The organism is Streptomyces sp. NPDC001156 (assembly GCF_053598275.1).
Genome location: NZ_JBSFJX010000011.1, coordinates 63,636 through 78,961, shown reverse-complemented (window position 1 = coordinate 78,961; position 15,326 = coordinate 63,636). Strand labels below are relative to the sequence as shown.

Here is a 15,326-nt window from a genome sequence, read left to right as displayed (position 1 = left end):
CCCCTCCGGCTACAGCTGGGGCTTCGAGAGGGCGGTCCGCAGCTTCGGGGTCAGCCACTCCTCCACGCACCGGTTCAGCAGCCACGCCAGCACCAGCATCGAGGCGATGGTCAGCGCGAAGGTCCCCCACGGCGGGATGTGCAGCCCTCGGTGCAGTTCCTTGATGACGACCCATCCGAGATGCTCGTGGACGAGGTAGAACGGGTACGTCAGTGCGCCGGCGACGGTCAGCCAGCGCCAGTTGGCCCAGCTGAGCCAGCCCAGCGCGATCACGGTGACCGCGAGGAAGCCGAAGGTGACGACCGCGATGATGCCGTAGGCGCTGCGGTAGGAGAACTCGTGCGCGTTGTGGTGGTGCCACAGGCTCTGCACCGCGTAGTGCTGGCCGATCAGCCAGTTCACGGCCACGATGCCCCAGGCGTACGCGTCCTTGCGGTTCCGGTACACCAGGTACAGCCCGACACCGCCGACGAAGAACGGCGCGTACTCGGGCATCAGGACGATCTCGAGCAGCGGGTTCTTCGAGGCGTGCGTGATCGCCGCCGCCAGCGTCCAGCCGGCACAGAACATGATCACCCGCCGGCGGTTCGCGCCGGGCAGCACGATACACAGGGCGAAAAGGGCATAGAACCGAATTTCCGCCCAAAGCGTCCAACACACGCCCAGCACACGCTGGGCGCCCAGGGGCTGCTGGAGCATCGTCAGGTTCACCAGTGCGTCACTTGGTGAGACGGTCTTGTAGACGACCATCGGCAGGGCGAACACCGCGGTCACGATGATCACCGCCGCCCAGTAGGCGGGCAGCAGACGCGCGGCGCGCGATGCGAAGAACGAGCGGAGCGGCCGCCCCCAGCCGCTCATGCAGATGACGAAGCCGCTGATGATGAAGAAGACCTGGACGCCGAGGCAGCCGTAGGCGAACCACGAGTGCAGTGTCGGGAACAGCGTCTTCGCCGACTTCCCCCAGGCGGTGGTGACGTCGCCGCCGCGGCCGCCGTAGTGGTAGAGCGCCACCATCAGCGCCGCCACGAGTCGCAGCCCGTCGAGGGCGCGCAGCCGGCCACCCGAGGACTTCGCCCGCGGAGGAGCGGCCGGAGCACTCTGGTCCGGAATGGCCGCGGCCTTGGCGGGCTGCGGCTTGGCTGTACTCACGACCGTTTCGGTCACGCTGGTCCCCCTCATGCACGGGTCTGTTTTGCGTACTCCTGACCGAATGCGCCCGGGTCGGAGAAGAGGCGTCTATGAGCACCCTAAGACGTCCCCCTGAGTACTCATGTTCGGTGAGATCGCCATTTGCCTGTCGGTCCCTGTCGGTTAACCGGGACGTCGTATTGGTTCCTTACTGTTCTTCAACCTTCCCCCCAGGCCTTGCCGATTCCATGCGGCTTTCACACCTTGCAGAGCAGGAGCACCATGACGAGGGTTCGCAGTAGATGGTCACTTTCCCGGCCCGGGGGACCGGTCTCGGCAGCGGGGGACGCCGGACCGCCGAGCGCCGAGGTCACCCCGACCGAACTCGAGGACTGTCTGCGCGCATGCGCCGTGCACAGCGGCAAGGTCGTCGGAAGCCTCGACCCCCGGCGTGCGGCTCTGGCTGAACAGCTGCGCCAGCTGCTCGCCGCATGGGCCGGACAGCAGCAGCCGGCGGCGGCCCCGACGGGCAATCTGCTCCGCCGCGGCGCGAAGGCGGTCACCGGCGGAGGCGTCGGCAACGAGCTGCTCGACGCGCTCCTCGCCGTCGGCAACAAGGGGCTGGACTGCGGCTACGACGACGAGCTGAACCTGACCCTGCTGATCACCGACGCCGTTCTTACCCTGCGTAAGAACTCCCGCGCCGGCTGGCGGCTGCGCGGGCGGCTGCTGGAGGCCATGGGCCTGCCGACCGCCGCGGTCGAGGCGTACGAGCGCTACCTGGACCTCACCAGCGAGGACGGATTCGGCGTCCGCGCCCGGGTCACCGGCATCCGGACGGCCCAGGAGCGGCGCGGGGAACTGCTCTCCGTGCTCCGCCGGGACGTCCCGGCCGCCGCCTCCTTCACCGAGCGGCCCCCGACCGAGGCGTGGTCCGAAGGCCTCCAGGCGCACGCCGACGGCGACTGGGACGGAGCGCAGGCCCGCCTCGTGGGAGCGCTCCTGACCATGGACCACATCGAGGCGCCCGAGCAGGACTTCCAGGAGGCGCTCAGCCAGTACCTGGACCTGGCCACCGCCGGCCACGGCCGTCCCGCCCCCGGGTTCATCGAGACCGTCGCGCTCTTCGCCGAGCAGCGCCGCAACCGGATGCGCGGCCCCCTGGAGGACCCGCTGTTCGGCGGTGTGCAGTGGCTCACCCTGGGCGAGTTCCGCAACCAGATCGCCGGGAAGTCCATCTGCCTGATCGCCAACTCGGGCAAGGTCGGGGCGAGTTCCATGGGTTCCGAGATCGACGGCTACGACCTCGTCGTACGCTTCAACTCGTACAAGCTCGACCCCGTCCACACCGGCAAGCGGACCGACATCCATGTCACCATCCACAAGCACGGCTTCAACTGGGACCAGCCGGTGACCACCCGCCTCGTCTTCGGCGGGCTCTCCGGGGACTGGAAGTACTCCCTGCGCAACCGGCTGGTGCCGGGCGCGCAGCAGTACCTCGGTGACGAGACGCTGCGCTGGCCCGTCCGCAACATCGGCAACATCGGCTCCGATGTGTGGCCCGGGATCCCCACGAGCGGCTTCAACATGCTGTGGCTGCTCGACTTCCTCGACGTCAGCCCCACCCTGGACCTGATCGGCTTCGACTTCTACGAGAGCGGCGCCTATCGCATCGACGCCGCGATGAAAATGCCCATCACGTCCGTCCACGAATACACCAGTGAGAAGGCGTGGGTCATGGAACGGGCCCAGAGCGTCTCCGGCATGAGGATCTCCCTGCGATGACCACCATCCCCACCTCCGGCTCCGTCGCCGCCGCGGCCCGGACGTCGGCACCCGACGCGGGCTCCGCCCGGGCGCTCACCGGCAAGCGCCGTATCGCCTTCGCCAGCTTCGTGGACGAGAACTACCTTCCCGGGTTCCTCGCCCTGCTGCGCTCCCTGGCGCTGTCCAACCCGGACGTGTGCGAGGACTTCATCGTCCTGCACGACGACCTGCGCCCCTCCTCCATAGCCCGGATACGCGCCCTGCACCCGCGGATCGTGCTGCGCCGGGTGGACGCCGACCACTACGACTCGTACGTCAAGGGCGACCAGGACAACTACCTGGTGCGCAAGGCGTACTTCATCCTCGACATCTTCCGCATCCGTGATTACGACACCGTGATCACCCTGGACACCGACATGGTGGTCCTCGGATCGCTGAAGGATCTGCTCTCGCTGCGCGAGGGACTGGCGGCCGTGCCGCAGTTCTTCTACGGCCAGCACAAGCTCAACAGCGGGCTGCTGGTCATCCAGAAGGAATACCTCAGCGACGAGTTCTGCGCGAAGATCGACAAGGTCGGCCGCGCGGGCACCTACGAGCTGGACAAGCACGACCAGGGCATCCTGAACGCCGTGCTCGACGGCGACTTCGTCCGCCTCGACCCGAAGTACAACTTCGTCAAGCGCCGGCTGTCCGGGAACCTGCCGGTGCCTGACGACACGACCATCCTGCACTTCACCGGGCGGCACAAGCCGTGGCAGGGCGGCGAGGCCGGCTACGAGCTCGCGCAGGAGCGCTGGCGCGAGTTCGACATCGACGACGCCGAGCTGCACGCCGCCTACGTCGCCCTGAACGGGGCCCTCCACCACGACCTGCTCGTGCACTTCGGTATGCCGCACGTGGAGCGCACCGGTGACATCGACATCGCACGCCGTGTCGCCCTCGCCCACATCGGCGCGGGCGACTACCAGGCCGCCGTCGACATCATGGAGCGGGTGCACATTCCCGTCGACGAGGCCTGGCCGCACGAGGTCTACGGGCACGCCCTGATGAGCGTCTCCCGCTATGAGGAGGCCCGGACCCAGCTGCTGCTGGCCACCGCCGCGCCCAACCGTGCCGCGACCGCCTTCTCCCGGCTCGCTCAGATCGCCTGGGTGCACGGCGAGGACCACGCCGCACGCCAGTACGCGCTGTCCGGGCTCTCCGTCGACCCGACCCACCGCGCCAACCGCATCTGGAACCAGCGCACCACCGGCGTCCCCGCCCAGCAGCAGGGCAGCCCCGAGGACCAGCTGGCGCACGTCGCCTTCTACATGGACCGCCAGGGCAACGCGGGTGACAAGCTGCTGCCGGAGAGCGTCCGTCTCGCCTTCGGACCCGACACCACCGGCCGCCGCTGGCACTCGGTCCACGCCCACCGGCTGTTCGACGAGCCGGCCCTCGAGCGCGTCAACGCCCGCAAGGGCCTGGTCATCGGCGGCGGCGGCCTGTTCATCCCGGACACCATGCCCAACGGCAACAGCGCCTGGCAGTGGAACGTCCCGGACGAACTGCTGAACCGCATCGACGTACCCATCGCGGTGTTCGCCGTCGGGTTCAACGCCTTCGACGGCCAGTCCTACCGCGCCGAGCGGTTCCGCACCTCGCTGCGCCTGCTCGTGGAGCGGTCGGCCTTCTTCGGCCTGCGCAACCACGGCTCGATCGAGAAGGTGCGCGCCATGCTCCCGGCGCACCTGCACGACAAGGTGCGCTTTCAGCCCTGCCCCACCACGGTCACGCGACAGATCGTCGCGGGCTGGCAGGACCCGGCCAGGCGCGACGACACCATCCTGATCAACGCCGCCTACGACCGCGCCGGGCTGCGCTTCGGCCACGACTACGCCTACTTCCTGGCGCAGATGGCCAAGGCGGTCAAGGGCCTCGGCGAGCTCGCCGAGGTGCAGTGCGTGGCGCACTCGCTGGACGACGAGAAGATCGCCTTCGACCTGCGCCGCGAGCACGGCATCTCGATGCCCGTCATCCCGATGTACAACTTCGAGAACGACGAGATCCGCGACCTGTACGCCCGCACCAAGCTGGTGATCGGCATGCGCGGGCACGCCGGCATGATCCCGTTCGGCTGCGGCACGCCCATCATCAGCCTCATCTCGCACCCGAAGATGGCGTACTTCCTGAGCGACATCGAGCGGCCCGAGTGGGGCGTGTCCGTGCACGACCGCGACCTCGGGGCACTGCTCGTCGAGCGCGCCCGGGACCTGCTCGCCGACCACGCCGCGACCGTGGCCGACGTGCACGGCCGCCAGCAGGAGCTCTGGAAGGTCACCGAGGCCAACGCCGCCGACCTCAGCAAGATCCTGGGCGGCTGACCCATGGCCACTCTTCTGGCCGACGCGCCCGCCGCGCCGAAGCCGCGCATCCGCCGGTCACCCCTGTGGTGGCCGGTGGTCGCGGTTCCCGCGGCGGCCGCCGTCGTGTACACCGTGCTCACCCGCCGCCTCACCGGTGACCTGCAGTACGTCCTCGGCGCACTGCGCACCGGTGGCGACGCGGGCTATTCGCCGTCGGAGGTCTTCACCCACCGGCCCTTCTTCTACCGGTGGTTCATCGCGCTGCTGGACAAGATCTCCTTCGGCGGGACGGTCGAGCGGGAGACCGTGATGGAGGCGGCGGGGGCCCTGCTCGCCGCCGCGGCGGCCTACGCCCTCTACACCGCGCTGCGGCGCTGGGTGAGCGGCCGCGAGGCGGCTCTGGCCGCGGGCGCGGCCGGCCTGCTGATGATCCTGACCCCGCGCACCGACTTCCTCCAGCCGGAGTGGGCGGCCGTGGTGCTGAGCGTGTTCGGCGTGGCCGCGGCGCTCGGCCCGGCCCGGCCGTGGCCGGCGGCGCTGCTCGCCGCGGTGCCGCTCGGGCTCGCGGTGATGATGAAGTACTCCACCGCCTCCACCGCGGCCTTCGGGATCCTGCTGGTCTACGTCGCCGACCGCGGCCGGGCCGTCCGGGTGGCGCTCGTCGCCGTGGTCGGCGCGGTGGGGCTGTTCGGGCTGAGCGTGCTAGCCGGGTCCCACGAGTTGCAGTGGACCAAGGACATGCCGCAGATCAACCAGTCTGCGCTCAGCCGCACCGGCATCCATCCCACGTACATCTTCGAGCGCTCGGTGGACTTCCTCGCCGACCGTTCGGTGCTCAGCCCCGTGCTGCTGCTGCTCCCGGGCGCGCTGCTGCTCCTCCTCGCCCGGGTGCGCGGCCGCGGCCGGCGGCTCGAACTGTCGGTGATCGCCCTGGCCATCGGCTGCGGCTCGCTGGCCGTCGTGGTCGTGCAGGGCAACTGGTTCCTCTACCACGCGTTCCAGCTGACCGTGGTCGCCGCCGCGACCTGGGGCCTCGCCGTGGGCGGGGCACGTCGCACGCCGCCGTGGTGCTTCGGCGTCGTGTCGCTGCTGCTCGGAGCGCTTCCCGTGCTGTACACCCACGCGCCCAAGGGCCTGCAGCGGCCGGCGACCGTCTGGGCGCTGGGCCTGGTCGCCCTGCTGGCGGCCGGCGTGGACACCTGGCGCGAGGCCCGCGTCAGGAACGGTGCTCGGCCCGGGCGCCGGGGCGTGTGGCCGGGCGCACTCATCGCCCTGGCCGGTGTGGTGTGCGTGACCGGGGGCATCTGGCCCGACTCCCCGCACCTGGTGTCGCACGGCAAGGTGAACTCGACCAGTGCCTCGTACCTGCGGAGCATGGAGCGCAGGGAGGAGGTCGCAGACGAGTTGCGCGCGCAGATCCCCGCCGGCGCCCCCGTGCTCTACCTGGCCTTCGGCGACTCGGTGTACTACATCGACCACCCGGCCCAGTGCCGGTACCCGATCGCCACGTTCCTGCAGCGCAGCCGCTTCCTGAAGGACGTCGCCGGACTGAAGTCGTTCAAGGAGAACGCCGACTGCGTCGACCACGATCCGGCTCGGTACGCGGTCCTCGACCGGGTCTGGTTCCGGCCCGGCAAGGTCGACCCGGACCTCAAGCGGCGCATCACCGCCACGTACGACTGCCCGCCGAACGGCGAGTCGAAGATCGTGGTGTGCGTGCGCAGGCCCGGAGTCGACTGACCCGAGCACAAGGACTACGGGGCCCCGGCCGGCACACCGGGACCCCGTAGGCACAAAGAAGACGGGGCCCCGGTCGGCACACCGGGGCCCCGTCGTCGTTTCCGCGGGTCAGCGCAGCCCGAGCGACGCGGTCACCTTCCGTGCCATCGCCACCGAGTAGCTCTGCCCCCGGTCCTGCGGGTAGATCTGCGCCATCGTCGCCAGCGTGACCTTGCTCATCGGCGTCTCGTGGCCGGGAATCAGCGCGCGGTACTCGGGCGTCACGACCGGCTGGGCGAACCCGGCCTTCGAGAAGTGCCACTTCTGGATCCAGGAGCGGTCGAACTCCGGGTTGATCCGCTGCAGGTACGGCACGAACCTGTCCAGCAGCTCACCGGGCTCGGTGGTGAACCGCCAGTCCTCGCGCTCCACGTAGTTGCCCACGTACAGGACGTGCCGGCCGCCGTAGACGGACGGGTCGATCATCCGGGTGTGCTCGACCACCGCGAGGAACGGGAAGTCCGGCTCGTTGATGTTGAGCCAGTAGTACGGGATTACGCTGCGGTCCAGTTCCAGCACGAAGCAGGTCGCGCCCAGGTACTGGTTCTTCCACACGGCGTCGTCGGCGGGCAGACCGGCCGCCTTGGCGAACGCGGGCTGCGGGGTGGTGACGATCAGCTGGTCGAACTCGTAGCGGGAGCCGTCGGCGCAGTGCACCACGGCCGCCGCGTCGTCGCCGTCCTGCCGGATGGTGTCGACCGCCTTGCCGAACTCGACCTTGCCGCCGCGCTCCTCGATGCCGTCGCGCAGCGCCGCGTACACCCGCTCGAACCCGCCGTCGACATAGCCGAGTTCGAACGTACGGCAGTGGATGCGGGCCCACAGCCAGGCCATTGACACCTGCTCGGCGCGGTCGCCGAACTTGCCGCGCAGCAGCGGCTCCCAGATCGCCGCCGTCGCCTTCTTGCCGGCCCACTTACGCAGCCAGGCCAGAGCGGTGAGGTCGTTGTAGCGCTCCCCGTTGCGCACGGCCTTGAGCACCGCGGAGGAGCCCGCGAAGCGCACGGCGTCCACCGGCGAGAACTCCGGGAAGCGCAGCATGTCGACCGGCGAGGTGAAGTCGATCAGCTTGCCGTTCCGGTAGATGCCCGTGGTCGGCTTGTGGAAGCGCAGTGCGTCGCCGAGCCCCAGCTCCTCGATCAGGGCGATCATGGCCCGGTCGCTGCGGAAGATGTGGTGGTAGTAGCGCTCCAGCGGCACACCGCCCACGTCCAGCGAGGCGGCGAGGCCGCCCAGTTCTCCGGCCGCCTCCAGGATGGTGACCTGGTGGCCGGCGCGTACGGCGTCCCAGCCGGCGGTCAGGCCGGTGGCGCCGGCGCCGATGATGCCGAGGTTCATGCGAAGCTCCACTTTCTGTTGAGCACGAACTGGAGCGCCAGGACCAGTGGCAGCGAGCCCGCCTTGACGAGGTTGGCGTCGATCCCCAGTGCGTCGGTGAAGACGAGGAAGAGCAGGTCCGTGAAGACGATCCCGGTCAGACCGACGGCGTAGAAGCGCAGGAAGCGCATCACGAGCCGGTCGCGCCGTTCGAAGGTGAACAGGGCGTTCAGGATGAAGTTGTTGGTGATGGCGAGCGTCGTGCTGAGCACATTGGCGATCTGCTCGTTCATTCCCGCCCAGTTGTGCAGCAGCAGGAAGACGACCATGTCCAGCGCGACGCCGCTGCCGCCGATCACGGTGTAACGGACCAGCTGGCGCAGCATCTGCGACCGGCTCTCGGTGACCGTGTCCCCGGAGCCGGTTGCGGACGCTTCCTCGGCCGCGGTCTCAGACGCCACGACGACCGTCCCGCCCGTCGTCGTCCCCACCGATGACCTCGCGCACCAGGTACAGCGGGCGTCGCTGCGCCTCGCTGTAGATGCGGCCGATGTAGCTGCCCAGTACGCCCAGCGACAGCATCTGGGTGCCGCCCAGGAAGAGCACCACGACCATCAGCATCGTCCAGCCGGAGACGGTGATGTCGGGCCGGAAGAACTTCATCGCGAGCGCGTACACGATGCCGACGAGCGAGAGCATCAGCACCACGAAGCCGAGCCGCGTGATCAGCTTCAGCGGGGTGGTGGAGAAGCTGGTCACGCCGTCGATCGCGAGGCGGGCCATCTTGCGCAGCGGGTACTTCGTCTCGCCGGCGAATCGCTCGTCGCGGTCGAAGGAGATCTCCTTCTGCCGGTAGCCCATCGAGGCCACGATGCCGCGCACGAACCGGCTGCGCTCGCGGTACCTGCGCAGTTCGTCGGCGACCCGCCGGTCCAGCAGCCGGAAGTCGCCGGTGTCCACCGGGATGTCCACGTCGGTCCAGGACCGCAGGAGCCGGTAGAACATGTGCGCGGTGGTCCGCTTGAACGCGGTGTCCTGCCGGGAGCGACGGCGCGCGTGCACGATCTCGGCGCCCTCGCGCCAAGCGTCCACCAGCTCCAGGCTGACCTGCGGCGGGTCCTGGAGGTCGGTGTCCATGACGATCACCGCATCGCCCTTGGCGATGTCCAGGCCCGCGGTGATGGCGATCTGGTGCCCGAAGTTACGGGCGAAGTCGATCACCCGGACGCGGCTGTCGTTCTTCGCGAGTTCCTCGAGCAGGGCGAGTGAGCCGTCGGCGGAGCCGTCGTTGATGTAGACCAGCTCGTAGTCGAGGTCCTGGCGCTCCGCGAGGGCGGCGGTCAGCGCGGCATGGAAGGCGGATATGCCCTCCTGCTCGTTGTAGACCGGGAGCACGTAAGAGATCAGCGGCCGTCGGCCAGCCGGCGACTCGCGCTGCGCGAGCGGGACGGAGACGACGGTCTCCACGGAGGGGCGGATGTCCTGCTGGGTCATCCCAGTCTGCCCGCCTGTCCGAACGCTGTGTAAGCAATACCTGAATGACGCATTGTCGGAAACTAAAGAAGATGCGTGAACCGCAGCCAAACAGACCGCGTCCAGGAATCGTCGTCCCCGTTTCTCTTCGGGTATTCGGATTGTGTGATCTTCGCTGACTTCTTCGATGTCCCACCGCCGGGGGGCAGGGAAACACAAAGCGGGTGGATCACCCGGTGATCCACCCGCTTTTCGTCGGCGCCGAAGGGACGCGTTCAGCGGCGTACCGCCTTACGCAGTGCACGGGCCCGTCGGACGACCCGGCGCGCCGTGGCGTTGCGCGGCAGGAACGCGAGCCGCTCGGGGATGCCGCCCGGCAGCCCCAGCGAAGTCAGCCGGCGGCGCTTGAAGTAGCGCTGTGTGCGCGGGCCGAAGTGCTCGGAGATGAAGCGTTCGGCTGCCGTCCGCAGCTCCGGGTAGATTTGCGGCTGCATGACGAAGCCGATCGCGGTGACCAGATCGGTCAGCGTGTCGGCCGGGACGGTGTCGGGCCCGCGCTTGTCCTCCAGCTCCGGCAGCACGGCGTCGGCCAGGGTGAGGGGGACGCGGTTGCTGTTCTGGTACGGCGCGAGGCGGTCAAGCAGCGGCTCGGTGCCGATGCGGGCGACCGGCAGGTCGTAGAAGGTGGAGGCGGTGAACAGCGCGGTCGAGAAGCATCCGACCACCAGGCCGGGCCGCACCTTCTCGAACAGTGTCTCGGCGAGCACCGGCAGGTCGATGACGCTGAGGTCCACGCCGAGCTTTTCGGCCTCGGTCTCCAGGGCCCGGCTGTAGCGGGCCGGTGCGGTCGGGTGCGGCTTGAAGACGATCGAGCGGTGCCCGCGGGCGACCGCGCCCCGCATCATCCGCACATGCAGGTCCTCCTCCTCCTGCGGGGAGAGGATGTCGAGCGCGGACAGGTACTGGCCGAGCAGGACCGCGGCGTTCTCGGGCAGGGCCGGTAGCTGCGGAACGGCGTCGCCGAGCCGGCTCAGCACCTTCAGGAACGCGCTGGTCGGCACGATCTGGGCGGGCACGCCGAACTCGGTCAGCAGCAGCGGGGTCAGGCCGGGGACCAGGTCCAGGTGGAGCAGCCGCCGCACCCGCGTGCCGACCAGCGGGTCGATCTTGTTGCGGGTGGGGCCGTAGCTCATCAGCCCGTCGGCGTAGACGTCGATGGGCGCGTCCGTGAACATCTGGGCGATGGCCAGGGCGGGGGTGACCTGGATGGACTCCAGGACCAGGGACACCCGGTCGTCGCCCAGGTCCCACAGCAGTCGCAGATAGCGTTCGAACAGCGGGATGTCGTCGGGGCGCGGTGACCAGGCGCCGGGGTGGAACGGGCGGATGGCGTCGTTCCAGGACAGGACGGCGTCGAAGTGATCGCGCAACGGTGCGAAGCCCGGCATCTCGTCGACGGCGGGGGTGGTCTCGGGCATGCCGGCGTTGTTGCACACCAGCAGCACCCGGCGATCGGCCTCGGGGAAGCTGTCCGCCTCGATCGCGGCGGCCAGGGTCGCTGCGCCGTACAGCGTCGAGGCGCAGAAGATCTGAGTGGTGCGGGGCATCAGGCGGCCGCCTTCGGTGTGGTCACCCGGCGGCGCAGTCGTCGCAGCCTGGACGAACGGTTCAGGTCCATGGTGTCGAGGACGTCGGTGACCAGTTCCTGGGGCATGCGCTTGATCGCCGCGGCACTCATCGCGCGCAGCTGCCTGGCCACCCCCGGCTCGAACTTGTCGATCTCCGACAGGTGGTGGGCGATGATCGCGCAGTAGGTGCGCACCGCCTTCGGCAGCAGCCGGTCGGCGTCGGGGTCGGTCGCGGTCTCCTCGATCACCTGGTCGAAGGCGCGGATGAAGTCGAGCTGGCGCACATCGCCGATCTGGGTGAGCGAGCCGGCCACGCCGCGGCGGTAGAAGACACCCATCAGGCTCACCACGGCGAACGACTCCGCCTGACGGTGCAGCTTCCAGATCCACGGCCGGTCCTCGGCCGTGCGCAGTCCGTCGGTGAAGTGCAGCAGGCCCTTGTCGAGCAGACGGCGGTGATAGGCACCGGCCCAGGCGTAGGGGTAGTCGACAGAGGTGGAGCGGGTGGCGGGCAGGATCGCGTCACGCGGGTTCATGACTTCCCAGCGGCGTCCGTGCGGCGCGCGGAACACGGCACGGGCGCGCGCGGTGGCCTGGACATGATCCGTACGGACGAAGTCGCAGCCCAGCTCCTCCAGGGCGGACACGAGCTCCCCGAGGTAGCCCGGGGCGAGCCAGTCGTCGCCGTCCAGGAATGTCAGGTACTCGCCCTGCGCGGCGTCCAGGCCGGTGTTGCGCGCGGTGGCGAGCCCGCCGTTCTCCTCCCGGCGGATGAAACGTACGCTCGCGACGTCCGAGAGCTCTTCGGCCGCGCGTTCGAGAATGGCCGGCGTGTCGTCTCTGGAATGGTCGTCGACCAGGATGAACTCGAATTCGGGTCGGGCGTTGAGCCGGAGACTCCGCAGAGTGTCCGGGGCGTATTGCTGCACGTTGTAGAACGGCACGATCACGGAAAGCTTTGGCACCTGCGAAAGCGTAGGGTGCTGCCCGTCAGGTGAACTTTCCGGTACGGATACGGGGGGTGAACTCAATGTGTCGGAACGGTGCATCCCGTGCGCTTTCAGGGCTTTGACGAGCCAGTTCGGCTCTCGGTGAGGTGCTGTTAACCTTTTGGTTAGTCGCGGTTGGGTCAAGCCTTGGATTTGCTTCCTAGCGTCTGTGGTGTGCCAGCAAGTACTACGAAGCCCCTTCGGATTGCCGTACTCGCGGACTCCGACACCCGCTGGAAATGGGGTGCGCTGACCGCGAGCCGCATCGCTGCGGGCCCGTCCATGGAAGCCGGGTCGGGCGGTGACGCGCAAGCCGCCCCTCTCATGGCCGGCTTTCTGTTGCGCGGTCGTGCCACACCCACCGTGCGCCAGCTCGAAGAAGTCGGTGTCCGCGCGGACTCTCTGCGTGAGGTCACGGCCGTCGAGTTCCTGCGCGAGATGACGAAGGAGACGTACGACGTCCTCGTCCTCGCTCTCGTCGGCGGTGGGGTTCAGGCCATGCTGCACGGCCTCGCCCACGCCTGGCAGGGGCGCACCCGGCGTCCCCTGGTCGTCACCGGCTATGTCGGTGTCGTGTACGAGAAGCTCGCCGACGGCCTGCTGCTGCGCCACGGCGCGGACCTCGTCCTCGCGAACTCGCGGCAGGACGCCGAGCGCTTCCGCGCGGTGTACGAGGGAGTGGGCGCCGACGCCTCGTCGGTGACCGAGGTGGCGCTGCCCTTCCTCGGCGGCGCCCCGTACGAGAAGAGGGACCCCTACACGGTCGTCTTCGCCGCGCAGCCCTCCGTACCGGAGAACCGCAAGGACCGTACGTACCTGCTGGACCGGCTGATCCAGCACGCGCGCCGGCATCCCGAGCGCGAGGTGCTGCTCAAGCTCCGCTCCAGGCCGGGCGAGCACACCACGCACATCGAGGAACTGCCCTACCAGAAGCTGGCCCAGAAGCACGACCTGCCGGCCAACTTCCGTCTGGTGTACGGGAACATGGGCGAGGTCCTCGACCGCACCGACCTGCTGGTCACCGTCAGCTCCACGGCGGCCCTGGAGTCCCTGCACCGCCGCATCCCCACCGTCGTCCTGACCGACCTCGGGGTGCGCGAGGGACTCGGCAACCACCACTTCGTGGGCTCCGGCTGCCTCGCCTCCTGGGACCAGCTCGACGCCGGGTACGAGCCGGCGCCCGACCCCGGCTGGGTCGCCCGCCAGGGCGTCGCCGCCGACGGGTCGTACGCGACCGCCTTCGACGAGGCGCGCAGGCGCATCAGCGAGCTGCTCGCCACCGATGAGCTTCCGCCGCTGAAGCCCTACTACACGCCCGTCACCGCGCCCGGCTATCTGCCCGGCGTTCTCGCCCGCCACCACCTCGCCCCGGACGGCAGCCCGCTGCCCGGCGCGCCCGCCGCCGACAAGGAGCCCGGCCCGGTGCGCCAGATCGTCCGCCGCGCCGCCCGTGGCGCCTACCGCCACGGAGTGCAGCGCGTCGCGCCCGTGATCCGGCGGATGGGGGAGCTGTGAGCGAGCGCATCCCACGCCAAGGACCCCTAGGAGTAGTGCCCATGTCCAACCCGGAAGCGGGACACCCGGCGCCGGTGCGCCGTGTGCTCGCGGTGATTCCCGCGCGCGGCGGCTCCAAGGGCGTGCCCGCGAAGAACCTCGCCCCGGTCGGCGGGGCGCCGCTGGTGGCCCGTGCGGTGCGCGAGTGCCGCGCCGCCCGCCTCGTCACCGATGTCGTGGTCTCCACCGACGACCAGGCGATCGCCGCCGCCGCCCGTGAGGCCGGCGCCGAGATCGTGCTGCGTCCCGCCGCCATCGCCGGCGACACCGCCACCTCCGAGGACGCGGTCCTGCACGCCATGGACGCCCACGAGGCGCTGCACGGCTCGCCGGTCGACGTGGTGCTGCTGGTCCAGTGCACGAGCCCGTTCATCGTCCGCGAGGACATCGACGGGGTGGCCGCCGCGGTCGTCGAGAACGGTGCGGACACGGCGCTGACCGTGGCCCCCTTCCACGGCTTCATCTGGCGCGACGCGGCGGACGAGCCGGCTCCGGTCATCGGATCGCAGCGCACCGGCGAAATGGGAGGCGGCACCAAGGTCGCCGGCTCCACGGGCACCCACGGCGGGTACGGCGTCAACCACGACAAGTCGTTCCGCCCGCGCCGCCAGGACCGCCCGCAGGACCTGCTGGAGACCGGCGCCGCGTACGCCATGGACGCGGCCGGGCTGCGTGAGCACCGGCACCGCTTCTTCGGCCACACCGAGCTCGTGCGCACCGACCCGGCCCGTGTGCTGGAGATCGACGATCCGCACGACCTGGCCCGCGCCCGGGCCCTCGCACCGCTCTTCGACGCGAACCGCCCCCACGTTCTCGGCTCCGCTCGAACAGGGGGGACCCCCATCGGTGCGCTGCCGACCCGCGCCGACATCGACGCGGTCGTACTCGACTTCGACGGCACCCAGACCGACGACAGGGTGCTGATCGACTCCGACGGACGTGAGTTCGTCTCCGTGCACCGCGGGGACGGCCTCGGCATCGCCGCGCTGCGCAAGAGCGGCCTGACGATGCTCATCCTGTCCACGGAGAAGAACCCGGTCGTCGCCGCCAGAGGCCGGAAACTGCAGATCCCGGTCCTGCACGGCATCGACCGTAAGGACCTCGCACTGAAGCAGTGGTGCGAGGAGCAGGGCATCGCGCCTGAGCGCGTGCTCTACGTCGGCAACGACGTCAACGACCTCCCGTGCTTCGCCCTCGTCGGCTGGCCCGTGGCGGTCGCGAGCGCCCACGACGTCGTGCGCGGCGCCGCACGCGCGGTCACCACCGTACCCGGCGGCGACGGCGCGATCCGAGAGATCGCCAGCTGGATCCTCGGCCCCTCTCTCGACTCCCTCGACAAGTAA

General features: G+C 69.6%; 11 protein-coding genes. 5 read left to right on the top strand and 6 right to left on the bottom strand.

The genetic code is table 11. From position 1 onward, the window contains the following. Nucleotides 1-9: 9 nt before the first annotated feature. The gene (locus tag ACWDA7_RS08725) at nt 10-1,167 is read right to left on the bottom strand and encodes an acyltransferase family protein (RefSeq protein WP_450603430.1); all 1,158 of its coding nucleotides are present in this window, start codon (nt 1,165-1,167) and stop codon (nt 10-12) included. 246 nt (nt 1,168-1,413) lie between these two features. On the opposite strand from ACWDA7_RS08725, the gene ACWDA7_RS08720 reads away from it, so the two are divergent. Genes ACWDA7_RS08720 through ACWDA7_RS08710 form a run of 3 tightly spaced genes read left to right on the top strand, consistent with a single transcriptional unit; the run spans nt 1,414 to nt 6,983 of the window. Continuing rightward, nucleotides 1,414-2,916, top strand: a complete 1,503-nt coding sequence (locus tag ACWDA7_RS08720) for a hypothetical protein (protein ID WP_450603429.1) — start codon at nt 1,414-1,416, stop codon at nt 2,914-2,916. Then, nucleotides 2,913-5,261, top strand: coding sequence for a glycosyltransferase (locus tag ACWDA7_RS08715; RefSeq protein ID WP_450603428.1), 2,349 nt, complete (start codon nt 2,913-2,915; stop codon nt 5,259-5,261). The genes ACWDA7_RS08720 and ACWDA7_RS08715 overlap by 4 nt, the downstream gene beginning before the upstream one ends. A 3-nt stretch (nt 5,262-5,264) precedes the next feature. After that, the gene (locus tag ACWDA7_RS08710) at nt 5,265-6,983 is read left to right on the top strand and encodes a hypothetical protein (RefSeq protein WP_450603427.1); all 1,719 of its coding nucleotides are present in this window, start codon (nt 5,265-5,267) and stop codon (nt 6,981-6,983) included. A 108-nt stretch (nt 6,984-7,091) separates the two neighbouring features. On the opposite strand, the gene ACWDA7_RS08705 is transcribed toward ACWDA7_RS08710, so the two are convergent. The 5 genes from ACWDA7_RS08705 to ACWDA7_RS08685 all read right to left on the bottom strand — a co-directional run bounded on the left by ACWDA7_RS08705 (nt 7,092) and on the right by ACWDA7_RS08685 (nt 12,405). After that, the gene (locus tag ACWDA7_RS08705; protein ID WP_432931723.1) at nt 7,092-8,360 is read right to left on the bottom strand and encodes an NAD(P)/FAD-dependent oxidoreductase; all 1,269 of its coding nucleotides are present in this window, start codon (nt 8,358-8,360) and stop codon (nt 7,092-7,094) included. Further along, nucleotides 8,357-8,800, bottom strand: a complete 444-nt coding sequence (locus ACWDA7_RS08700) for a GtrA family protein (protein ID WP_360998107.1) — start codon at nt 8,798-8,800, stop codon at nt 8,357-8,359. Before ACWDA7_RS08700 ends, ACWDA7_RS08705 begins: the two co-directional genes overlap by 4 nt. After that, nucleotides 8,790-9,833: a glycosyltransferase family 2 protein gene (locus tag ACWDA7_RS08695; RefSeq protein WP_450603426.1), complete on the bottom strand. Its 1,044-nt coding sequence runs from the start codon at nt 9,831-9,833 to the stop codon at nt 8,790-8,792. Before ACWDA7_RS08695 ends, ACWDA7_RS08700 begins: the two co-directional genes overlap by 11 nt. 254 nt (nt 9,834-10,087) lie before the next feature. After that, entirely contained in the window at nt 10,088-11,419 is a 1,332-nt protein-coding gene (locus tag ACWDA7_RS08690; RefSeq protein WP_450603425.1) for a polysialyltransferase family glycosyltransferase, read from the bottom strand. Beyond that, nucleotides 11,419-12,405 (bottom strand): glycosyltransferase family 2 protein, encoded by a 987-nt coding sequence (locus tag ACWDA7_RS08685; protein ID WP_450603424.1) that lies wholly within the window; start codon nt 12,403-12,405, stop codon nt 11,419-11,421. The genes ACWDA7_RS08690 and ACWDA7_RS08685 overlap by 1 nt, the downstream gene beginning before the upstream one ends. A gap of 198 nt (nt 12,406-12,603) precedes the next feature. Between ACWDA7_RS08685 and ACWDA7_RS08680 the strand changes: the two genes are divergently transcribed. Together ACWDA7_RS08680 and ACWDA7_RS08675 are read left to right on the top strand one after the other, a co-directional pair. Then, nucleotides 12,604-13,944 carry a DUF6716 putative glycosyltransferase gene (locus ACWDA7_RS08680; protein ID WP_450603423.1) on the top strand — a complete coding sequence of 447 codons (1,341 nt, stop codon included), beginning with the start codon at nt 12,604-12,606 and terminating at the stop codon, nt 13,942-13,944. A gap of 41 nt (nt 13,945-13,985) precedes the next feature. After that, nucleotides 13,986-15,326 (top strand): cytidylyltransferase domain-containing protein, encoded by a 1,341-nt coding sequence (locus tag ACWDA7_RS08675; RefSeq protein ID WP_450603422.1) that lies wholly within the window; start codon nt 13,986-13,988, stop codon nt 15,324-15,326.

What these genes read in the sequence shown, in the direction of transcription:
- ACWDA7_RS08710 (WP_450603427.1), top strand. Translation starts at nt 5,265, where the DNA reads ATGGCCACTCTTCTGGCCGACGCGCCCGCCGCGCCGAAGCCGCGCATC.
- ACWDA7_RS08715 (WP_450603428.1), top strand. Translation starts at nt 2,913, where the DNA reads ATGACCACCATCCCCACCTCCGGCTCCGTCGCCGCCGCGGCCCGGACG.
- ACWDA7_RS08705 (WP_432931723.1), bottom strand. Translation starts at nt 8,360, where the DNA reads ATGAACCTCGGCATCATCGGCGCCGGCGCCACCGGCCTGACCGCCGGC.
- ACWDA7_RS08720 (WP_450603429.1), top strand. Translation starts at nt 1,414, where the DNA reads ATGACGAGGGTTCGCAGTAGATGGTCACTTTCCCGGCCCGGGGGACCG.
- ACWDA7_RS08695 (WP_450603426.1), bottom strand. Translation starts at nt 9,833, where the DNA reads ATGACCCAGCAGGACATCCGCCCCTCCGTGGAGACCGTCGTCTCCGTC.
- ACWDA7_RS08690 (WP_450603425.1), bottom strand. Translation starts at nt 11,419, where the DNA reads ATGCCCCGCACCACTCAGATCTTCTGCGCCTCGACGCTGTACGGCGCA.
- ACWDA7_RS08675 (WP_450603422.1), top strand. Translation starts at nt 13,986, where the DNA reads ATGTCCAACCCGGAAGCGGGACACCCGGCGCCGGTGCGCCGTGTGCTC.